Annotated in this window: 18 protein-coding genes and 1 pseudogene; 5 read left to right on the top strand and 14 right to left on the bottom strand. The window is 67.0% G+C overall.

The window, feature by feature from the left end; genetic code table 11:
* Positions 1 to 15: 15 nt before the first annotated feature.
* Together prmC and ROSELON_RS14945 are read left to right on the top strand one after the other, a co-directional pair.
* Complete coding sequence (prmC, locus tag ROSELON_RS14950) at positions 16 to 879, top strand: peptide chain release factor N(5)-glutamine methyltransferase (protein ID WP_025313127.1); 864 nt, start codon at positions 16 to 18, stop codon at positions 877 to 879.
* A gap of 244 nt (positions 880 to 1,123) precedes the next feature.
* Positions 1,124 to 1,783, top strand: a complete 660-nt coding sequence (locus ROSELON_RS14945) for a DUF4167 domain-containing protein (protein ID WP_025313126.1) — start codon at positions 1,124 to 1,126, stop codon at positions 1,781 to 1,783.
* 50 nt (positions 1,784 to 1,833) lie between these two features.
* Here ROSELON_RS14945 and rsmA read toward each other — a convergent pair whose 3' ends face one another.
* The 6 genes from rsmA to lptF form a co-directional block, all read right to left on the bottom strand.
* Positions 1,834 to 2,676 (bottom strand): 16S rRNA (adenine(1518)-N(6)/adenine(1519)-N(6))-dimethyltransferase RsmA, encoded by an 843-nt coding sequence (gene rsmA / locus ROSELON_RS14940; RefSeq protein ID WP_025313125.1) that lies wholly within the window; start codon positions 2,674 to 2,676, stop codon positions 1,834 to 1,836.
* Between the two features lie 172 nt (positions 2,677 to 2,848).
* Complete coding sequence (pdxA, locus tag ROSELON_RS14935) at positions 2,849 to 3,841, bottom strand: 4-hydroxythreonine-4-phosphate dehydrogenase PdxA (protein ID WP_025313124.1); 993 nt, start codon at positions 3,839 to 3,841, stop codon at positions 2,849 to 2,851.
* A gap of 9 nt (positions 3,842 to 3,850) precedes the next feature.
* Complete coding sequence (locus tag ROSELON_RS14930) at positions 3,851 to 5,098, bottom strand: peptidylprolyl isomerase (RefSeq protein ID WP_025313123.1); 1,248 nt, start codon at positions 5,096 to 5,098, stop codon at positions 3,851 to 3,853.
* 145 nt (positions 5,099 to 5,243) lie between these two features.
* Complete coding sequence (locus tag ROSELON_RS14925; protein WP_025313122.1) at positions 5,244 to 7,415, bottom strand: LPS-assembly protein LptD; 2,172 nt, start codon at positions 7,413 to 7,415, stop codon at positions 5,244 to 5,246.
* A complete protein-coding gene (gene lptG, locus ROSELON_RS14920; RefSeq protein ID WP_025313121.1) occupies positions 7,412 to 8,506 on the bottom strand; it encodes an LPS export ABC transporter permease LptG in 1,095 nt (364 codons plus the stop codon). The genes ROSELON_RS14925 and lptG overlap by 4 nt, the downstream gene beginning before the upstream one ends.
* A complete protein-coding gene (lptF, locus tag ROSELON_RS14915; RefSeq protein ID WP_025313120.1) occupies positions 8,503 to 9,642 on the bottom strand; it encodes an LPS export ABC transporter permease LptF in 1,140 nt (379 codons plus the stop codon). The genes lptG and lptF overlap by 4 nt, the downstream gene beginning before the upstream one ends.
* 213 nt (positions 9,643 to 9,855) lie before the next feature.
* On the opposite strand from lptF, the pseudogene ROSELON_RS14910 reads away from it, so the two are divergent.
* Both ROSELON_RS14910 and ROSELON_RS14905 read left to right on the top strand, forming a co-directional pair.
* Positions 9,856 to 11,323 (top strand): annotated as a pseudogene (locus ROSELON_RS14910) (leucyl aminopeptidase).
* 7 nt (positions 11,324 to 11,330) lie between these two features.
* Positions 11,331 to 11,795 carry a DNA polymerase III subunit chi gene (locus tag ROSELON_RS14905; RefSeq protein ID WP_025313119.1) on the top strand — a complete coding sequence of 155 codons (465 nt, stop codon included), beginning with the start codon at positions 11,331 to 11,333 and terminating at the stop codon, positions 11,793 to 11,795.
* 16 nt (positions 11,796 to 11,811) lie between these two features.
* On the opposite strand, the gene ROSELON_RS14900 is transcribed toward ROSELON_RS14905, so the two are convergent.
* The 5 genes from ROSELON_RS14900 to ROSELON_RS14880 all read right to left on the bottom strand — a co-directional run bounded on the left by ROSELON_RS14900 (position 11,812) and on the right by ROSELON_RS14880 (position 16,112).
* Complete coding sequence (locus ROSELON_RS14900) at positions 11,812 to 12,396, bottom strand: retropepsin-like aspartic protease family protein (RefSeq protein ID WP_051508424.1); 585 nt, start codon at positions 12,394 to 12,396, stop codon at positions 11,812 to 11,814.
* Between the two features lie 40 nt (positions 12,397 to 12,436).
* Complete coding sequence (locus ROSELON_RS14895) at positions 12,437 to 13,054, bottom strand: MarC family protein (RefSeq protein ID WP_025313117.1); 618 nt, start codon at positions 13,052 to 13,054, stop codon at positions 12,437 to 12,439.
* A 108-nt stretch (positions 13,055 to 13,162) separates the two neighbouring features.
* Positions 13,163 to 13,603 (bottom strand): EF-hand domain-containing protein, encoded by a 441-nt coding sequence (locus ROSELON_RS14890; RefSeq protein ID WP_025313116.1) that lies wholly within the window; start codon positions 13,601 to 13,603, stop codon positions 13,163 to 13,165.
* 19 nt (positions 13,604 to 13,622) lie between these two features.
* Positions 13,623 to 14,117 (bottom strand): cytochrome b, encoded by a 495-nt coding sequence (locus ROSELON_RS14885; RefSeq protein ID WP_025313115.1) that lies wholly within the window; start codon positions 14,115 to 14,117, stop codon positions 13,623 to 13,625.
* Positions 14,118 to 14,237: 120 nt separating this feature from the next.
* Positions 14,238 to 16,112: an ABC-F family ATP-binding cassette domain-containing protein gene (locus tag ROSELON_RS14880; RefSeq protein WP_025313114.1), complete on the bottom strand. Its 1,875-nt coding sequence runs from the start codon at positions 16,110 to 16,112 to the stop codon at positions 14,238 to 14,240.
* A 113-nt stretch (positions 16,113 to 16,225) separates the two neighbouring features.
* Between ROSELON_RS14880 and ndk the strand changes: the two genes are divergently transcribed.
* Positions 16,226 to 16,648: a nucleoside-diphosphate kinase gene (gene ndk / locus ROSELON_RS14875; protein ID WP_025313113.1), complete on the top strand. Its 423-nt coding sequence runs from the start codon at positions 16,226 to 16,228 to the stop codon at positions 16,646 to 16,648.
* Between the two features lie 201 nt (positions 16,649 to 16,849).
* Here ndk and ROSELON_RS14870 read toward each other — a convergent pair whose 3' ends face one another.
* The 3 genes from ROSELON_RS14870 to ROSELON_RS14860 form a co-directional block, all read right to left on the bottom strand.
* Entirely contained in the window at positions 16,850 to 17,905 is a 1,056-nt protein-coding gene (locus ROSELON_RS14870) for a cytochrome-c peroxidase (RefSeq protein ID WP_198020765.1), read from the bottom strand.
* Positions 17,906 to 18,038: 133 nt separating this feature from the next.
* On the bottom strand, positions 18,039 to 18,389 hold the full coding sequence (locus ROSELON_RS14865) for a TfoX/Sxy family protein (RefSeq protein WP_025313111.1): 351 nt from the start codon (positions 18,387 to 18,389) through the stop codon (positions 18,039 to 18,041).
* A 616-nt stretch (positions 18,390 to 19,005) separates the two neighbouring features.
* Entirely contained in the window at positions 19,006 to 19,761 is a 756-nt protein-coding gene (locus ROSELON_RS14860) for an ABC transporter ATP-binding protein (protein ID WP_025313110.1), read from the bottom strand.
* Positions 19,762 to 19,767 lie beyond the last annotated feature (6 nt).

Genomic DNA, 19,767 nt, shown 5'->3' with positions numbered 1-19,767 from the left:
CAGGCCAGCCAGACCATGACACGCAGCGCCGCGGACTGGCTGCGCGCGGCCACGGCGCGCCTTGCGCCGCTGATCGGCCTGAGCGAGGCGCAACGCGACGCGCGCCTGATCCTGCGCGCTGCAACCGACTGGTCGGCCGCGCGCCTTGTGGCCGAGGGCGCCACACCGCTGGACGCCGGGCCGGAACTGCGGGCCGATGCCATGCTCGCGCGTCGCGCAGGCCATGAGCCGCTGGCCCAGATCCTGGGTCACTGGCCCTTCTACGGTCGCGCCTTCGCAGTGGATCGTAACGTGCTGACCCCGCGTGCCGATACCGAAACGCTGATCGAGCTGGCCTTGTCCGATCCCTTCAAGACCATGATCGACCTCGGGACAGGATCGGGGGCCATTGCCGTCACCCTCCTGGCCGAGCGCCCGACCGCCCGAGGTGTCGCCACGGATCTTTCGCCAGCCGCCCTGTCGATTGCGGCGCGCAATGCCACGGCCCATGGCGTCGCGTCGCGTCTCGATCTGGCGGCGGCCGACTGGTGGGCGGGGATCGGGGGGCGGTTCGACCTGATCGTCTCGAACCCGCCCTATGTGACGGCAGCTGACTATGCAGCCCTCGCCCCCGAGGTGCAGCAGTATGAACCGATGGCCGCGCTGACCCCTGGCGGCGATGGGCTGTCGGCCTATCGGGCGATCCTCGATGGCGTTGCGGCGCATGCAAACCCCGGTGCGCGTCTCCTTCTCGAGATCGGCGCGTTGCAGGGGCAGGCCCTGCGCGACATGCTGACACAGGCCGGGTTTCAGGACGTCTCGATCCAGACCGACATCAACGGAAAGGACCGCGTCGCCATGGGCCGTGTCGGCACAGCACAGGCGGATCGGTGCCGATAGGTCACTGTGGCCGGCGAAAACCGGCTTTTCGGCGTGAAAACCGGGTGATTTCGTCGTTTTGCCCTTGTTTTACCGGGTCCCGCATGTTTACTCAGGTCTGAGCAGACGACACGGCACATGCCATCGTCGGCGTCTTTGCCAAATTTCCGCGGCCCCCTTCGCAGCGCGTTGGACTGCCGCACGAGCGGAACGGGGCCTTGGCCGCGTCCCTTTGCAAACCAGGGCAACTGGATCAAAGAACCACATGAGATCATCTAAGAACCGTTCGCGGTCGAAGGGTAACCGCAACCGCTCTGTCGGGAATATCGTCAACCGTGTCTTCGACAGTTCGGGGCCCGAGGGCAAGGTGCGCGGCACCCCGCAGCAGATCATCGAAAAGTACAACCAGCTGGCGCGCGATGCCCAACTGGCCAATGATCGAGTCGCGGCCGAGAACTTCCAGCAGCACGCCGAGCACTACCTGCGCCTCCTGGCCGAAGCTCAGCGCGAGCAGGAGGCCCGCCGCGAACAGCAGCAGGCACAGCAGAACCAGCAAAACCAGCAGGGCGGCCAGCAGTCGGGCCAGGGCCACTCTCCGAAATCGCAATCCGATGCGCCCAAGGGCGCCGGGGGCGAGCAGGCCAAGACCGACGAGCCGGCCAAACCCGACGAGGCTACCAAGCCCGAGGGCGACTCGAAACGCGATGACCGGCCCTTCGACGCCGTGATGGAGGATCAGGGCGGCGATAGCGGGCTGGTGGAAACCCCGGAAAGCAAGCCCAAGCGCACGCGCCGTCCCCGGCGCGCCCCGACCCAGGAGGGTGGTGAAAAACCCGCGCGCAAACCACGCAAGAAAGCCGAGCCCGACCAGGGCGCGGCTGACGGCTCCGATGGCGACCAGCCACCCAAAGAAGCGGCCGAGTAAGGCAATGATCGCGAAAAACCGCCCCTCGGGGCGGTTTTTCATGCCCCGCGTCAGGGTTTGGCGACCTCGCGGGCCAGGGCACAGAACCCTTCCAGCGACACCTGCTCGGCGCGGTCGGTGGGCGCGATTCCGGCCGCGCGCAACCGCTCCTCGATATCCGGCGCCACCCCTTTCAGGCTGGCGCGCAGCATCTTGCGCCGCTGGTTGAAGGCCGCGGCGACCACCCGGCTCAACACGGCCGCATCGGCGGGAAAGCGCGGCGCGGGCAGGGCCGTCAGATGCACCACAGCCGAGCGGACCTTGGGCGGCGGGGTGAAGGCCTCGGGCGGCAGGCCGAGCGCGATCTTTGCCTCGCATCGCCATTGCGACAGGATGGCCAGCCGCCCATAGGTTTTCGATCCGGGCCGCGCCACGATCCGTTCAGCGACCTCGCGTTGGAACATCAGGGTCAGCGAGTGCCACAGCGGTGGCCAGTCCGGCGGCGTCAGCCAGCGCACCAGCAATTCCGTTCCGACATTGTAGGGCAGGTTGGCCACGACCTTGACCGGCGGCGTCAGATGCGCGGCCCAGTCGACCTCGAGCGCATCGGCATTCAGGATCTCCAGCCGCCCGGGATAGGCCGCGGCGATCTGCTCCAGCGCGGGCAGGCAGCGCGCGTCCTTTTCCACGGCCACCACGCGCCGCGCGCCCTCGGCCAGCAAGCCACGCGTCAACCCGCCTGGGCCCGGTCCCACCTCCAGCACATCGGCCCCGCTCAGATCGCCCGCCACCCGCGCGATCCGCGCCGTCAGGTTCAGATCCAGAAGGAAATTCTGCCCCAGCGATTTCCGGGCCGACAGGCCGTGGGCCGCAATGACCTCGCGCAACGGGGGAAGAGTGTCGATGCCGCTCATGCGCGCCAGATGCGCAGAACTCGCCCAGAGGCGCAAGACCCGGGCCGCGTGAGGCCCCGTAAGGCCCTGGGGCGCAGCCCGCCTGCATCTTTATCCCTCAAATATGCAAAAAGACGCCGAAGGCCTCGGTGCCCGACGGGGGCTAGATGCCCCACGAGGGCGCGCCGCGCGCTCAGCCGGTGTCGCGGGCCGCCCGCGCAACCGCCATCTCGGCGGCCATCTCCAGCGCGGCGATCAGGCTGGCCGGGTCGGCCACACCCTGTCCGGCGATGTCGAAGGCCGTCCCGTGATCGGGCGAGGTGCGAATGAAGGGCAGACCAAGGGTCACGTTCACGCCCTGGTCGAAGGCCAGCGTCTTGATCGGGATCAGGGCCTGGTCATGATACATGCAGATCGCCGCGTCATAGCGGGCGCGGGCGGCGGGGTGGAACATCGTGTCGGCCGAATGCGGGCCCGACAGGGCCAGACCCTCGGCCCTCAGCGCCGCGATCACCGGCGCGATCAGCTCGATCTCCTCTCGGCCCATGGCCCCGCCCTCGCCGGCATGGGGGTTCAGCCCCGCCACCGCCAGCCGTGGCGTCTCGATGCCGAAATCGTGGCGCAGCGCGGCCTCGGTCATGCGGATCGTATCCATCAGCAAGGGCCGTGTCAGCGCCTCGGGCACGTCGCGCAGCGCGATATGGATCGTCGTCGGCACGACGCGCAGATCGGCGCCGGCCAGCATCATCACCACCCGGTCCACGCCGGCCAGATGCGCCAGGTATTCCGTATGGCCGGGAAAGCGGAAGCCCGCACCGTCCTGCAGGGCCTTCTTGTGGATCGGGCCGGTGGTCAGCGCGCCGGCCTGACCGCGCAGCACCAGATCCACGGCGCGCGCGATGCTCGAAATCACGGCGCTGGCGTTCTCGGCGGCGGGCTGTCCCGGCCGGCGCGCGGCGGGGAAGGGATGCGGCAGGACCGGCAGGCCGTGAAACACCGCCGTTTCCGCCTCTGACGGGGCATGGATGGGCGCCAGCGGCACGCCCAACCCCTCCAGATGCGCCGGATCGCCCAGGACGAAGAACGGCAGCCGCCCCGCCAATCTCTGCCAGGCGCGCGCGGCGATTTCCGGGCCGATCCCGGCCGGTTCGCCCAAGGTCAGGACGATCGGGGCACGTGCCGTCATCGCGCTGCCTCAGCCGCCCGTGTAGGAGATGATCGCATCGGCCCGCAATTCCTGCAGATAGCCCGAGGCATAGCTTTCCAGCCGTTGCTGGAACAGGACCTGCTGCACCTCGTCCCGCGCGGTCTCGGGCACGTTGAAGCTGCGCCCGCAGAGCATGGTGAACAACAGCACGGTGCCGTCGCCACGGGTCACATCCAGCGAGGCCTCGTCCTCGTCCAAGGTTGCCAGCGCCGCCGCGATGTCCGAGGGGATCTCGCCCACCGGCTGCGTCACGCGTTCGAACCCGCCGGGCATGAGGCCGTAGAAATCGTCACAGGTATCCACACGGTCGCGCAGGCGCTGCGCCTCGGCCAGCGCCTCGGGGCTGCGCCCGCCGGGAATGGCGACGGTCAGGAAATCGATGCTCGACACCTCGGGCGCGCCGACCGGCGTTTCCGACAGGCCGCGCAACTGGAACAGACCCACCGCGTTGCCCAGGTTGATCGGGTCGGTGACCTGACCCGGCGACAGGCGCATCATCAACTGCTGCAATTGCGGCGGCAGCGCCGTCAGCGGGCGCCAGTCGGTCAGCCCGCCCGCCTCGCGCGAGGGGGCGGCGGAAAACCGGCGTGCGGCCTCGGAAAACCGGGTGTTGGACCCCTGCACATCCGCCGCCAGACGGGCCAGTTCACTGGTCAGATTCGCCTCGTTCTGCGGCGTGATCGGGATGATCAGTTCGGCCAGACGCACGCGCATGCCGCCCGTCGTGATCCCCGAGGCCAGGGCGCGGTCGATCTCGTCCTCGCTGACGCGGGCATCGCGCCCGAAGCGTGCGCGCACCACATTGCGCCAGGTGATGCCGGCCGCGACGAAATCGCGAAAGGTCTCGGGGGCGACGCCCTCTTGGGCCAGCGCGCGCACGAATTGCTCGGCCCCCATATTCGCACGGCCGGCGAATTCCTCGACCCCGGTTTCGATCTGCTCTTCGTCGGCAACCACGCCCAGCCGTTCGCCCGCCTGGTTTTGCAACCGCTCGTCGATGAGGGTTTCCAGAACATCCTCGGCGCCGGTGTCGGGGGCGTTCAGCACCCTCAGGAACTGCTGGCGCTGGCCGATCTCGTAATAGGTCACGATGGAATCGTTCACGCGCGCGGCGGCCGAGAACGGGCTTTGCGCGCTGGCCGTCGAGATGCCGGACAGTGCGGCGGCACAGCCGGTCACAACAAGGCAGAACAGGGCAAAAAGCGTGGTGCGCGGGAACAGGGCGGTCTTGGTCATGCGTGCTGCCATCTATCCGGGTCTGACTGCGGCGGGGCGGGGCAGGGTAGGGCCCGCGGTGGTGCACCGCATATTTCGGTTTCGTCTCTTGCGGGACAGATGGGCCCGCTTGCAGGCCGCATGCAACCCCTTTTGCCGTCCGGTCCTATTGTCGGCAGGACCGGGCCTGACTGCGCCCCTCGCGGGTGGCGCCGAATCCGTTCAGCGCGACCGTCAGCCCGAAAGAGGTCGTCGGCTCCAGCGTGCTGGCGTTTGTATAGCGGCGCGAGACGGTGAATTCCACGTCCACGCATTCATTGGCGTAGCCGATCGACAGGCCGGTGCGGCTCGGTTCATCCTCGACGAAGTCATAGCGCCAATCGACGCCGGCCTGCCAGAAATCGTCGATCCGGTACGAGGCGTCGAACGCCCATTCCGACAGGTCCTCGACCCGTCCCTCGTCGATATCGGCCGCCAGCCAGATATAGCTCGAGGACAGGTCGTATTCCTCGTTGCCCCAAGTCAGGGCCATCTCGTTCGAGGTGAAATCGAAATCCGAGTTGAAGATCGCCCGATTGATCAGCCGCCAGCGGTCGTCCACCCCGACATGGGCCGCGAACAGCCAGTCCGACTGCACGCCATCAAGGCCCGAGCCGGCTGTGAAGGGGTTGATCTCCTCTTCGCGCAGCACAAGCCCTGCGGTCACGCCGGCCGACCAGCCCAACGGGTCCGTGCGGGTATAGATGACGCCCAGATTGGCGCGCGTGCCTTCTTCGCGCCGGTCCGAGCCCGGATAGCGGTCGAGCGCGAAGAGGTTGGCCTCGTCGAACTCGACGATGGCGCTGTCTTCGACCGGGACAGGGTCCCCGCTGGTGCGCGACCAGCCCAGTTGCACGACCGGTTCGATCAGGTGGCTGACGCCACCCTGCGACAGGCGCTGCAACGGCCAGCGCAACTCGACCTGGCCGTAGGGGGTGATGCGCGTCGTTTCGCCGTTGAAATCGGGATCCTCGCGCACGCTGTAGAGATCGGCGAACAGAGCCGCCTCGTAGGTCAGCAGCAAACCGGCTGGCAGGATGGTCGAGCGTTGCCAGTCGATTCCGGCCGTCAGCCGCGCGACATCCGTGCCGAGCGGATCGCCGGTCACCGCGTCAAAACCGATCGCGTCCGAGGGGCGGGCATAGGCCATCGCCTCGAGATTGACCTGGGCGATTCCGCCGATCAGATCCGGCGTGAAGCGATGCGTGTAGCTGCCTTGCACGACCTGCGTGGGCAATTCGTCATTGTTCACCCCGTCGCGCAGCGAATTGTACAGCGTCGCGCCCACCTCGAGATAGCTGTCGGCGGTGACCCGGCTGACGCGCAGATAGCTTTCCAGCAGGTCGGGATCGGGGAAGTCGTAGGTGGTCAGATAGCCTTCGTCGCTGACCGTCTCGACGGCGAAATCCAGCGTCAGGTCGCGCGGCAGATCGAACCTGCCATAGGAAAACAGATAGCCGCGGAAATCGTCATTCGTCAGATCGTCGGCGGTCAGCGCGCCGGTGGCCGTCACGCGGCCATTGCGGAATGCTTGCCGATAGCGCAATTCGACCGTCTGGCTGTCGCCGGTGCCCAGCCACGGCGTCACCGTCACGTCGGCGTGGTCGCCCAGCATGATGAAATAGGGCACCCGCAGTTGCGTCCCCGTCACGTCATCCGAGCGGATCGACGGCGCGAGGAACCCGGACGCGCGATCCAGCGTCGGATCGGGCAGGCGCATCTGCGGCAGATACATCACCGGCACGCCGATGACGCGGAACTGCGCCCCTTCGAAATAAAGCTGCTGTTCCTCGGCGTCGTGGATGACGCGGCGGGCGCGGATTTCCCACAACGGCGTGGGATTGTCGGCGCAAACCTCGCAAGAGGAGGCGACCGCCTGATACATCTGGGTATAGCGCCCGTCGCTGCGGTCGATCTGTGTGGCGGCGATCTGCATCTGCCGGTCCAGTACCAGCCGCGCCGATTGCAGCACCCCCTCCTGCAGATCGGCGGACAACTCGGCGAAATCGGCCAGGATGATGGCGCCACCCGACGGGTCGATCAGGGTGATCGGCCCCTCGACGGTGATCCGGTCGCCGCCCGAGGAATAGGTGATCGCCTCGGCCCTCAGCCGGGTGCCTTCCCAGAACACCTCGACGCCGCCGCGGGCGGTGATGGCCTGTCCGACGTTGTCGAACTGGATGTCGTCGGCGATCAGGGTGGCGGGCACAGCCTGTGCGTTCGTCGCCCCCTGGGGGGTGAACGCGATCAGGCCCGCCGCAAGGGCGGTGCTCAGGATATGACGCGCCCGGCGCTTCATCCATCCTCCGTATGCAACAACAGCCCCAGTGCCAGAAGAATGGCCGCCACGGGGGGCGTCCACGCGACCAGCGATGCGGGCAGCTGTCCGGTCTCACCCAGAACTTCGGCGAAATCGCGGATAAAATACACCCCGAATCCAAGCAAAATCGCCCCCAGAACCAATAAACCCGTCTTTCCGAAGCGCGTATGCCGCATCGTGAAGCCCGCCGCGATCAGGACCATGGCCGACAGCATCAGCGGATTCGACAGCTGCATTTGCAGCCAGATACGATGCTGGGTGGCGGCAAAGCCCGCGGCGTTGAGTTGCGCGATAAAGCCCGGCAACTGGTAGATCGGCACCGTTTCCGGCGCACCGAAACTGTCGCGGATCTGGTCCGCGGTCAGCGTCGAGGGCAGGTCCAGCCGCGCGATCTGCCGGGCGGCCGCCTCGGGGTTCTCGGCCTCGGCAATGGGCCACAGCGTGGCCTGCGACAGCGTCCAGGCCGCCGAGGCCAGACGCGCCTCTTCAGCGCTGATGCGCTGGATCAGCAGGCCGTCCGCGTCGAAGGAAAAGAAGGTCGCGTCGAACAGATGCGTCCCGTCCGAGTTGGTCGCAGCGGCGTGGATCACCGTCTGGCTGTCGGGGGTGCCCTGCCGCAGCCACAGACCTTCGTCGCTGACCGACAGCGTCCGCTCCTCGTCGCCGCGCAGCCGCGCGAAGGTCAGATCGTATTGCTGCTGCGTCGCCGCCACGATCGGGTTGAGGATCGCCAACGCCGCCACGCCCAGCAGAAAGGCCATCGCCACCGGTGAGGCGGCCGAGCGCAGCGCCGAACGCCCCGCGGCGCGCACCACCACCAGTTCCGATGTCCGCGCCAGCCCCAGAAACAGGAACAGCGTGGCGATCATGACGAACAGCGGCAGCCACGCATAAAGCGCGCCGGGCAGGTTCAGCAACGACAGCTGGAACACCGCGCCGAGGCCCGCATCCGGGCCGACGCGCCCCAGATGATCGGCGATGTCGATCGGCATCAGGATGCCGACGAAGACGGCGATCACCATGATCAACAGCCGCAGGAACCGGCGCGCGATATAGACATGCAGGATCATGCCGGCGCCTCGCGCAGCCGGCGCATCAGCCCGCTTTTGCGCCGCCGCCGCGCCGCGGCCAGTCCCAGCAGCGTCAGGGTTATCGTCGCCGCCACCGCCGCCTGAAGATAGGCCAGCGGCCAAAGGGACGCATCGCGCGTGGCGGTGGCCTCGGCCCAGTTCCAGACCACCTGCAAGGGCACGATCAGAACCACCGCGATCAGGATCTGCCGCCAGACCCCAAAGCGCGAGAAATGCCCCAGCATCAGCGTCGCCGCCGCGATCAGCGGCGGGAACATCACGAACAGCGCCCGGCCGATCCGATCATGCCCCTCGTAGAGCACTTCGGCCAGCGGGTCGCGCAGCGCCTCGGCCAGGGCCGTGTCCGCCGTGATCAGCGCCAGGGTGGACATCTCGCGCGAGTCCATGCGCCGGGGGCCGCCATCGGCGATCAAGGCGCCGATATCATAGGCGAAATCGGCGAACTGCACCGTCGAAAGCCGCCCCGTGACCCGGTTGAGGGATTGCGCCATGCCGTCGAACATCACCAGACGCGGCCCCGTATCGGACCGCACCAGAAGGGCGCTGGTGGCGGTATAGGTGACCTCGACATCCTCGCCCGAGGCGTCTTGCAGGAACAGGTCGCGAAACTCGCCCAACTCGGTGATTTCGCGGATATAGACGGTCAGCCCGTCGGCGGGGTGGATGAACTGCCCCTCGCGCAGAAACCGCCCGGTCACATCCTCGCCCACCTCGCTGCGGCGGTCGTTGAACTGCTCGCGCGCGGCGGGGGCCAGGATATTGGCCAGGATCAGCACCAGCAGTGACAGGATCAGCCCGAAGACGAACACGGGCCGCAACAGCCGCGCCGCCGACAGGCCCGCCGTCTGCAACACGACCAGTTCGCTTTCGTTGATCATGCGGTTGAACACGTACAGCGTGGCGACAAAGCTGGCCACGGGCAGGACCAGCAACATGATCTCGGGCAGGGTCAGCGCCGTGAACTCCAGAAACACCCCGAGGTTCTGGCCATCCGCGATCAACTCGCCGAACAGCTCGACCGCCGCCTCGATCCAGTAGACGGACACGAGGACGAGGCTGAAAAAGCCGAACAGCCCCACAAGCTGCGTCAGGATATAGCGGTCATACCGCCCCACGCCGTTCCGCCCCCATCCATTGGCACTTCGTTCCTGTCGGGGGGCCGCATCGTGACGGGCCACCCCACATCCTGCGTTCGGTGGCAGCCGACCGCGCTTATGTCGTTGTAATCCAATTCCATGTCGGTCGTAAGGGTGATCTGGTCAACCGGCCCGCGCCGCCCTAATGTCGCGGCAAGAATGACACGCTGACCTGAGCAGGGGGCCTTCGCCATGACGACGCCGATCACCATCGACTTTACCGAAACCGATCTCGACGCGCTGAAAGAGGCCGGCGGCACGGTGGCCGCGATCGTCACCCCCGAGGGCAAGCTCGACCCAGCCGCGCGGCGCCTGAACCGTCTGACCAAGGGGGCCGTGGCCCGCCTGGTCGAGGCCGCGCGCTTCGACAAGGCCAGGGACGGCGACGCGATCGCGCTGGCTTTTCCCGCCGGGGTGGCCGCCGACACGCTGGTGGTGCTGAAACTGGGCCGCCGCCCCACGCTCGAGGCCGCGCGCAAGGCCGGCGCGGCGCTGGCCCGCGCCCGTGGCAAGGGGCCGCTGACGCTGTGTGCGGGGGCCACCAACAGGATCGAGGAGATCGCCCTTGGCCTTGTCCTGCGCAGCTATGATTTCACCGATCACAAGAGCGGCGAGGCCGACGCGCCCGAAGGCGCCACGATCATGGTCGGCAAACCCGACGCGGCCGCCGCGGCCTGGGCCGACAAGGCGGCGCTGGCCGAGGGGGTGTTCTTTACCCGCGATCTGGTCAACGAACCGGCCAATGTGCTGACCACCACCGAGTTTGCCGAGCGTCTGTCGGCCCTGTCGGCCCTTGGGGTCGAGGTCGAGGTGCTGGACGAGGACCAGTTGGCCGAGCTGGGCATGAACGCCCTGCTGGCGGTGGGCCATGGCTCGGACAGCCCGTCCAAGGTCGTCATCATGCAGTGGAAGGGCGGCGGTGACGCGGCCCCGCTGGCGCTGGTCGGCAAGGGCGTCGTCTTCGACACCGGCGGTATCAGCCTGAAACCCGCCGGCGGCATGGAGGACATGACCATGGACATGGGCGGCGCGGGCGTCGTGGCCGGCGCCATGCGCGCCATCGCGCAGCGCAAGGCAAAGGCGAATGTGGTGGGCCTTGTCGGGCTGGTGGAGAACATGCCCTCGGGCCGGGCACAGCGCCCCGGCGATGTGGTCACCTCGATGAAGGGCGACACGATCGAGGTCATCAACACCGATGCCGAGGGGCGCCTCGTGCTGTGCGATGTCATGTGGTACGCGCAGGAGCGGTTTTCGCCCGCGGGCATGGTCGACCTCGCCACCCTGACCGGGGCGATGATCATCGCGCTGGGGCATGAGAACGGCGGCGTTTTCTCGAACAACGACGCCTTCGCCGATGCCTTCCTGAAATCCGCCGCCGCCGAGGGCGAAGGCGCCTGGCGCCTGCCCATGGGCAAGGCTTATGACGACATGCTCAAAAGCCGCATCGCCGACATGAAGAACGTGGGCGGTCGCGCCGCGGGGTCGATCACGGCGGCGCAGTTCCTGGGACGTTTCGTCAAGGACGACACGCCCTGGATCCATCTGGACATCGCGGGCGTGGCCAGTGTGAAATCCGACACGATGCTGGCGCCCAAGGGCGCGACGGGCGTGGGGGGTGCTGGCCCTCGACCGGCTCGTGCGTGACAATTACGAAGGGTAGGGCGGTTTTGGGGGCGGCCTTTTTCTACCACCTGACGCGCCATCCGGTCGAGGTGACGCTGCGCACCCTGCTGGAGAAATCGCGCCAGCAGGGATGGCGCGTGGCGGTGCGCGGCCGCACCGACGAGGCGCTTGATCGGCTGGATGCGCAATTGTGGCTGGGCCCCGAGGACGGCTTTCTGCCCCACGGCCGTGCAGGCGGGCCCCATGACGCCGATCAGCCCATCCTGCTGACCACCGGGGCTGCGGCCCCCAACCGGCCCGATTGCGTGATCTCGGTCGAGGGCGCCGGGGTCGCCGCGCCCGAGGTCACGGCCCTGTCGCGGGTGATGATCCTGTTCGATGGCCATGACGAGGCCGCCAAGCAGACCGCGCGCGAGCAGTGGCGGTCACTGACCGACGCAGGCGTCGAAGCGAAATACTGGTCCGAGGAATCCGGCCGGTGGGAGATGAAGGCGCAATCGGGCGGGTGAAGCCGGGTGAGGGCTCTCACCGCACCAGTACGAGGCGTTGATCCGAGATCTCGAGCCGGTCAAAGCGTTGCAGATAGCGCATCCCCAGCAGGCTGTCGGGCATCTCGCCGTGATTGATCACGGCCCGAACCCCGCGTTCGACCATCCCGCCCAGTTCCAGCGTCTCGAGGCGCACGGGCGAGGTCTGGACCATGCCATTGGCCGTGTAGGCGCGCCCGGTGTAGATCAGCGCATCCAGGTCGATGCCGGCGCGCGCGGCGTCACGGCGGCTCAGCACCATTTCCGTCGCCCCGGTATCCACGACAAACCGCACCGGCGTGCCATTCACGCCGAGCGTCAGGTAGAAATGTCCGTCGGCGGCCTGCGGCACCTCGATCCGCTGGCCTTGCATCATCACCGATTGGCGCGGCGCAAGATCGTTGCGGATATCGGTGAACAGGCCCACGGCGACGACCGCGCCAAGGAAAATGAAGATCCAGATCGCCGCATATTGCGTCAGCTTTCCGATGTTTCTGCGGTTCGAAGCCACCATCCATCCGGCAATCGCCGTGCCCAGCAAGGCCAGGTAGATCAGGCTTCCGATTTGTTCGCCATTCAGCATCTGCACACCCCTTTGGCCATCATATAGGGCGGGGACGGCGTCAGATCACCGCCAGATCGCGCAAACCGTCGATCACGAATTGCACCGACAGGGCCGCCAGCAGCATGCCCAGCAGGCGTGTGACCACGTTGATGCCGGTTTCGCCCAACAGGCGTTCCAGACGGCCCGCCAGCAGGAACAGCACGAAAACCGCCAGCAGAACGACCGCCATCACCAGGTGGATCAACGCGACATGCAGCAGATCGCCGCCCTCCTGTCCCGTCAGCAGTATCATCGTCGCGATCGAGCCGGGCCCGGCAATCAGCGGGATGGCCAGCGGAAACACCGAAGGATCGTCGGAATGCTCGGCCTCGGCCTGGCCCTGCCGGCGCTGGCTGCGGCGCTCGAACAACATGTCGAGCGCGGTCAGAAACAGCAGGATCCCCCCCGCCATGCGGAAGGCCGGCATCGAGATGCCGAGGAAATTCAGCACCGCCTCGCCCGCCAGACCGAACAGGGTCAGCAAGCCAAAGGCCACGAGGCACGAGCGGATCGCGACCTTGCGCCTTTGCGTGGCGTCCATGCCCGCCGTCAGCGCCACGAAGAGCGGCGCCATGCCGATCGGGTCGATGATGACGAACAGCGCCACGAAGGCAGGAATGTAGACGGCCAGTTCCATGCGCCGACCCCTGCCGCGCCGGGGCGCAAAGGTCAATGGCGCGTGCAGGCCATGGGGCGGGCCGGGCCGCGGGTCTCGGGTGCAAACAAGACACGCGGCCCGGCCCTTTCAGCGCATGAAATCTGCGCTGGTCACGACGCCGTTCCCGTCCCGGTCGATCTGCTCGAGCCAGGCATGGGTTCCGGCGATGAACTCGTCCCGCGTCACGCGGCCGTTGCCGTCGGCGTCATTGGCGGCGCGGCCAAGACCGTCGGCCACCATCTGCATCCTTTCGCGGGCCGGGTCCGGCCCCTCGAAATTCGCCAGGTCGGCGGCCCGCGTCTCGTCGAAGGCGCGATATTCCTCGGTGTTCAGCGTGCCGTCCGCGTCGCTGTCGAACATGGCGAAGACGATGCCGCGCATCTCCTGCAACTCGGCCAGTGTTGCCGTGCCGTCGGCGTCCAGGTCCCACACGCTCAGGAATTGCGCGCCCGGCATGGCGTGGGAATTGGCAAAGGCCACACCCGCCCCCATCGCCAGGATCAGAAGGGTCGGTTTCAGCGGTGTCATCTGTCAATGCCCCCGAATGTCAGGCGACGGGATGTTTCATCCGTGCCATGACGTTGGTTTTTTGGACGAACTGTTGCACCAGCGCGCCGACGACATGCAGCGCGATCAGGGCCAGCAGCGCGACTTTCATCACGTTATGGGCGATCGCTGCCCCCTCGGCCCCGCCGAACCACGCGACCGAGCCCGAAATCGGCATCAGCAGAAGCAGCGCGTAAAAGGCCCATTGCGTGGCCAGGGCGACCTTGGCCTTGCCCGGTGCGCTGTCGGCTCCCGCCGGGGCCGGGGCGCCGTGGCTGACCCGCAGGCCAAGACGCCACAGGGTCAGCAGCGCCACCAGCGCGCCCAGAAAGACATGTTGCGCGATCATCGGATCAAAGGCGATCTCGGCCCCGGCCTGCCAGTCGTCCCAGGCCTGCGAAATCGCGCCCTTGAAGATGTATTGCAGGGCGACGAGGCCCATGATGATCCAGTGAAGGCGGATCTGCGTCCGCGTATATCCGGCGGGGTTGGCCATGACAGGACTCCTATAAATTGCACCTGTCAATAATGTACATCAGCAATATATGTTTTGAAACACCACCGGCGCGTGGCACGCTGTCGCGCCGCGCCCGGATATCGCCAAGGGGGGGGCTGGTCAGCCCGCCTTGGCCCGATCCAGCGCCTCGGCCGCGGCCATCCACAGCGCCTCGGCCCGCGCAAGCCCGTCCTCGACCTCGGCGAACTTTTTTTGCCAGACATCCAGATCGCCGGCGCGATCGTCTTCGTAGAGCGTGGGGTCGGCCAGTTTCGCGGCCAGTTTCTCGCGCATCTCCTCGATCTTCTGGACGCGCGCCTCGGCCCGGCGCAGCTCGGCCCGCAACTCCTTGACCTGATCCTGGCTGGGTCGCCTTGCCTTGGCGGGGGCGGCGGGTTTGTCGGGTTTGTCGGGTTTGGCGGGTTTGGGGGTCTTGTCCTCGCCCCTCAGCAGCATCTGCCGATAGCTGGCCAGATCGCCGTCATAGGGGGCGACGCGCCCGTCCTTGACCAGCCACAGCCGGTCCGCCACAAGGCTGAGCAGATGCATGTCGTGGCTGACGAGGATCACCGCGCCGGAATAGGCGGTCAGCGCCTCGACCAGCGCCTCGCGGCTTTCGATATCCAGATGGTTGGTCGGCTCGTCGAGGATCAGCATATGCGGCGCCTCCAGCGTCGCCAGCAACAGCGACAGCCGCGCCTTCTGCCCGCCCGACAGACGGGCGACCTCGGTCTCGGCCTGATCCGCGCCCAGGCCGAACCCCGCCAGCCGCGCGCGCAGGCGCGGCGGCGCCTCGTCGGGGCGTTCGCGCTGGATGTGTTGCAAGGGCGTTTCGTCCAGATGCAACTCGTCCACCTGGTGCTGCGCGAAATAGCCCACCCGCAGCTTGGACGATGTCGTCACCCGCCCCTCCATCGCCGTCAGCTTGGCCGCCAGCAGTTTCGACAGGGTCGATTTCCCCTCGCCATTGCGGCCCAGCAGGGCGATCCGGTCATCCTGGTCGATGCGCAGGTTCAGCCGCGCCAGAACGGGTGTGCCGTCATAGCCGACCGATGCCCCTTCGAGGTTCACGATGGGCGGCGACAGCTGGTCCGGTTCGGGGAAGGTGAAGACGGTGCGCGCCGCATCCTCGGGCGCGCGGATCGTTTCCATCTTTTCCAGCATCTTGACCCGCGATTGCGCCTGTTTCGCCTTGGACGCCTTGGCGCGGAACCGGTCGACAAAGCTTTGCAGATGGGCGCGCTGCGCTTCCTGCTTTTTCGCGGCCGCGGCCTGCACCGCGCGCTGCTCGGCGCGGGTGCGGGCGAAGGTGTCATAGCCCCCGGAATAGAGCGTCAGCTGCCTGTCGGTCAGGTGCAGGATATGCCCCACCGCCCGGTTCAGCAGGTCGCGGTCATGGCTGATGACCAGAACGGTATGCGGGTATCTCGCCAGGTAGCTTTCCAGCCACAACGCCCCCTCGAGGTCGAGGTAGTTGGTCGGCTCGTCCAGCAGCAGCACATCGGGCTGCGCGAACAGCACGCCCGCCAGCGCCACGCGCATCCGCCAGCCGCCCGAAAAGGCGGAACAGGGCATCTGCTGCTCGGCATCGGTGAAGCCCAGGCCCTTGAGGATCGAGGCGGCCCGCGCCTCGGCCGACCAGGCGTCGATATCGGCCAGGCGCGTCTGGATATCGGCCATGCGGTGGCCATCGGCCGTCTCGGCCTCGGCCATCAGGGCGGCGCGTTCGACATCGGCCTCGAGCACCGTGTCGATCAGCGAGGTCTCCGACGAGGGCACCTCCTGCGCGACGCCGCCGATGCGGGCGCGGGCGGGCACCTCGATGCGGCCGCTGTCGAGCGTCAATTCGCCCCGGATCAGGCGGAAAAGCGTGGTCTTGCCGGTGCCGTTGCGGCCGACGATGCCCACCTTGTGCCCGGCGGGGATGGTGGCCGAGGCGCCCTCCAGCAGGGGGCGCCCGGCGACGGAATAGGAAATGTCGGAAATGCGCAGCATGGGCGCGGTGTGACGCGCCGCGCGCGGGCTGTCAATCATCGCCTTTTCAACCCGCACCCCCCGTGTTAGAGGGCGCGCGATCTTTCACCAACCCCGTTTTACCGGAGCGAGACATGGCCATCCAGCGCACCTTTTCCATCATCAAGCCCGACGCCACCAAGCGCAACCTGACCGGCGCGATCAACGCCAAGATCGAGGCCGCCGGCCTGCGCATCATCGCGCAAAAGCGGATCCACATGACCCCCGCGCAGGCCGGCACCTTCTACGCCGTCCACGCCGAACGCCCCTTCTACGGCGAACTGTGCGAATTCATGGCCTCCGAGCCGGTCGTGGTGCAGGTTCTGGAAGGCGAAGACGCCATCGCCAAATACCGCGACGTGATGGGCGCGACCGATCCGGCCGAGGCCGCCGAGGGCACGATCCGCAAGGAATTCGCCCTGTCCAAGGGTGAAAACTCGGTCCACGGCTCGGACGCGCCGGAAACCGCGGCCGAGGAAATCGCCTATTTCTTCGCCGGGATCGAACTGGTCGGCTGAACGCCCGACAGATCGGACCAACAAGGGGCGGGTGCCGAATGCGGCAGCCGCCCTTTTTTCGTTCCGCCGCCCGTGACCGTGCCCGACTGTGCCAGCCCGGGTCGGGTTTGACCCCCGCCGGAGGGCAGATCGAAAAAGGCCGCCCCTGTCGGAGCGGCCTTTGCGTGGTTTCGGTCCGCGGCCCTGGCCGCAAAGCGGTGCTTACATCGGCTCGGGCAGCGGGGTGTCGGCGGTGCGCGGCGGCAGCACCGGGTGGACGACCTCGGGGATCTCGCCGGTCAGGGTGCGCAGGAAGGCGGCGATGTCGCTGATTTCCTGTTCGCTCAGATCGGCCCCCAGCTGGGCCACGCCCATCACGGCCACGGCCTCTTCCAGTTCCCAGACGACGCCCGAGTGGAAATAGGGGGCCGTCAATTCGATGTTGCGCAGCGGCGCGGCGCGGAAGACATAGTCATCCATCGCGGTTTCGGTCACGGCGAACCGGCCACGGTCGCCCTCGGGCAGAACATCGGCGCCCGGACGCTCGACCAGACCGAAGGGATAATAGTCCTGACCGCCCATGTTCACGCCCGCGTGGCAGGCGGCGCAGCCCTGATCGATGAAGGCCTCGAGGCCGGCAAGCTCCTGCTCGTCGAGCGTATCGGCGCCCATCAGGAACTGGTCAAAGCGCGAGTTCGGCGTTGTCAGCGTGGCCTCGAACGCCTCGATGGCCAGCGCGAAATTGTCGAAGGTCACGGGGTCGTCCTCGCCGGGGAAGGCTTCGGCGAAGGCGTCCACATAGGCCTGCATCGAGTTCAGCGTGTCGATCACGCGTTCGGGCGTGTTGTTCATCTCGACGCCGGCCTGCACCGGGCCGACCGCCTGTTCGGCCAAATCGGCCGCGCGCCCGTCCCAGAACTGGGCGATGTTGAACACGGCGTTGAAGACGGTGGGCGAGTTGCGCGGCCCGGCCTGCCAGCCATGGCCGATCGACGTTTCCAGACCGTCAACGCCGCCGGTGCCGACGTTATGGCAAGACTGGCACGAGAACAGCCCCGAGCGCGACATGCGCGGGTCGAAGAACAGCATCGCGCCCAGATCGACGCGCTGACGGGTGACCATGTTGCCGTCGAGGTCGGGCGTGGAAAGCGGGATCGGCTCGAACAACTCGTTCGCGTACTCGCGCAACTCGTCATTGGCCAATGCGGGACCTGCAATCGCGGTCGCAAGGGCAACAGCGGCGGTAAGCGTGGTACGGAACATGATCTGAATCTCCATTCGTTTGGCGCGCTTCCGGGGAAACTTACTGGAATGATTCCAGATTATGCGCAGGCACAGGGTGATGTGGTTGACCTAGGTCAAGAATTTCTGCGCCTGCACGAATTTTTCTGCGCTGTGCGCATCGGCGTATTCACCGGCGCAGCCCGGTGCCGATCCGGTCCAGCATCCGCTCGAGATCGGGGTCGGCGCCGCCGCTGTTGCGGGCGGTTGCGATCAGGGCATCGAACCTCTCTCGCAGCGCCGTCTTCTCGGCCCCTTTGCAATCGTTCCAAGGCCGCCCCTGCAGCGCCATGACCAGCGCGTAGAAGGCGATGAAATGCGGCCGCGTCCCGGTGTCGACCATGCGGGCATAGGCGGTCTCGGCGCCGATCCGGCGCAACTGCGTCGCCGTGGTGATCCCGGCCCGCGCCAGCGCCTCGGCCTGGGCCGGGCCGATATTTCGGATCGCGGTGACCGGGTCATCCGCCAAAGGATCGCTCATCTTCGGGGCCTTTCGAAGATCAGCCTATCAGATGCTGGCCCAATCCTTGAAGCGCACAGGCTTGGGACGGGGCTTTTTCGGGGCCTCAGGGCGGGGCGGGGTAGGGGGTGTCGAGCTGGGCATGGTCGCCTCGTGTCATCTGCTGCGTCGATGACATCACAGGGTCTGCGCCTTGCGCGGCAGCGACGTGCCCGAAATGCGGCGGAATTGTGGCTGTGGCGGATGGGTCACAGCGCGCGTTGCGCTGCAAAAGAAAAAGCTGACGATCCGACCATGTGGAAGAGAGACGAGGAGGCGGATCGTCAGCCAGTCCTTTCGCGCCGGGCTTTCGGGACCTGCAAAGGAAGGGAGGAGACTGATCCCGAAGCGCCCGGCAAGATCACCGTCGCATGGGCTGGTCGACACGGGTAGGAAAACCGGCGTGCTGCGCCGCGGCATTCATCGTCTGCACAATTCTTGGGCGGTCCTTTCTGTCCCATCTCGGCATCTTGTGCGGTTTCGGGGCGGGTTTCGGACGTTTGGCCCGACTCGCCCGCGAAAACGCCTCGCCCCCCCCCACGCGCGCCAGGGGGCGAGGCGTCGGCCTCTGCGCTGGTGTCAGCCGTGGGGCGGCGTTTCAGATCGCGAGGTATTCCTCGCGCAACTCGGTATTGTCCAGCACTTCCCTGGCGTCGCCGTCGAACACCACCGACCCGGTATCCAGGATCACCGCCCGATCCGCCAGTTCCAGTGCGGCCACGGCATTCTGTTCCACGATGATCGTGGTGATGCCCTGGTCGCGGATCACGTTCAGCGTCTTGGCGATTTCCTGCACGATGACGGGGGCCAGCCCCTCGTAGGGTTCGTCCAGCAGCAGGATCTTGATGTCACGGGCCAGCGCGCGGGCGATGGACAGCATCTGCTGCTCCCCGCCGGACAGCGTCACGCCCTCCTGCTTGCGCCGCTCGCCCAGGCGCGGGAACAACTCGTAGATGCGTTCCAGCGACCAGCCATGGGGCGGGGCGATCTGGGCCAGCTTGAGGTTTTCCTCGACCGTCAGGCCGGGAATGATGCGCCGGTCTTCGGGCACCAGCGCCAGGCCGCTCTGGGCCGCCTCATGCGATTTCATCTCGTGCAGCGGCTTGTGATCCAGCCAGATCTCGCCGTGGCGCAACGCGGGGTCGTCGACGCGCGCGATGGTGCGCAGGGTCGAGGTCTTGCCCGCCCCGTTGCGTCCCAAAAGGGCCAGGATCTCGCCCTCGTGCACGTTGAAGCTGATGCGCTGGACGATGTAGCTTTCGTCGTAATAGGCGTCGATCTCCCAGACCGACAGAAAGGCCGGGGCCGTGGCCGCGTGGTTGGCGTTGGGGTTGAAATCGGATTTCACGTTCATCTGTTG

The organism is Roseibacterium elongatum DSM 19469, from assembly GCF_000590925.1.
GTDB classification, from domain to species: domain Bacteria; phylum Pseudomonadota; class Alphaproteobacteria; order Rhodobacterales; family Rhodobacteraceae; genus Roseibacterium; species Roseibacterium elongatum.
The sequence above is the reverse complement of the archived record's forward strand: the minus strand, read 5'-3'. Positions and strand labels throughout refer to the sequence as shown.

What these genes read in the sequence shown, in the direction of transcription:
- prmC (WP_025313127.1), top strand. Translation starts at nt 16, where the DNA reads ATGACACGCAGCGCCGCGGACTGGCTGCGCGCGGCCACGGCGCGCCTT.
- ROSELON_RS14945 (WP_025313126.1), top strand. Translation starts at nt 1,124, where the DNA reads ATGAGATCATCTAAGAACCGTTCGCGGTCGAAGGGTAACCGCAACCGC.
- rsmA (WP_025313125.1), bottom strand. Translation starts at nt 2,676, where the DNA reads ATGAGCGGCATCGACACTCTTCCCCCGTTGCGCGAGGTCATTGCGGCC.
- pdxA (WP_025313124.1), bottom strand. Translation starts at nt 3,841, where the DNA reads ATGACGGCACGTGCCCCGATCGTCCTGACCTTGGGCGAACCGGCCGGG.
- ROSELON_RS14930 (WP_025313123.1), bottom strand. Translation starts at nt 5,098, where the DNA reads ATGACCAAGACCGCCCTGTTCCCGCGCACCACGCTTTTTGCCCTGTTC.
- ROSELON_RS14925 (WP_025313122.1), bottom strand. Translation starts at nt 7,415, where the DNA reads ATGAAGCGCCGGGCGCGTCATATCCTGAGCACCGCCCTTGCGGCGGGC.
- lptG (WP_025313121.1), bottom strand. Translation starts at nt 8,506, where the DNA reads ATGATCCTGCATGTCTATATCGCGCGCCGGTTCCTGCGGCTGTTGATC.
- ROSELON_RS14900 (WP_051508424.1), bottom strand. Translation starts at nt 12,396, where the DNA reads ATGCTGAATGGCGAACAAATCGGAAGCCTGATCTACCTGGCCTTGCTG.
- ROSELON_RS14895 (WP_025313117.1), bottom strand. Translation starts at nt 13,054, where the DNA reads ATGGAACTGGCCGTCTACATTCCTGCCTTCGTGGCGCTGTTCGTCATC.
- ROSELON_RS14890 (WP_025313116.1), bottom strand. Translation starts at nt 13,603, where the DNA reads ATGACACCGCTGAAACCGACCCTTCTGATCCTGGCGATGGGGGCGGGT.
- ROSELON_RS14885 (WP_025313115.1), bottom strand. Translation starts at nt 14,117, where the DNA reads ATGGCCAACCCCGCCGGATATACGCGGACGCAGATCCGCCTTCACTGG.
- ROSELON_RS14880 (WP_025313114.1), bottom strand. Translation starts at nt 16,112, where the DNA reads ATGCTGCGCATTTCCGACATTTCCTATTCCGTCGCCGGGCGCCCCCTG.
- ndk (WP_025313113.1), top strand. Translation starts at nt 16,226, where the DNA reads ATGGCCATCCAGCGCACCTTTTCCATCATCAAGCCCGACGCCACCAAG.
- ROSELON_RS14870 (WP_198020765.1), bottom strand. Translation starts at nt 17,905, where the DNA reads ATGGAGATTCAGATCATGTTCCGTACCACGCTTACCGCCGCTGTTGCC.
- ROSELON_RS14865 (WP_025313111.1), bottom strand. Translation starts at nt 18,389, where the DNA reads ATGAGCGATCCTTTGGCGGATGACCCGGTCACCGCGATCCGAAATATC.
- ROSELON_RS14860 (WP_025313110.1), bottom strand. Translation starts at nt 19,761, where the DNA reads ATGAACGTGAAATCCGATTTCAACCCCAACGCCAACCACGCGGCCACG.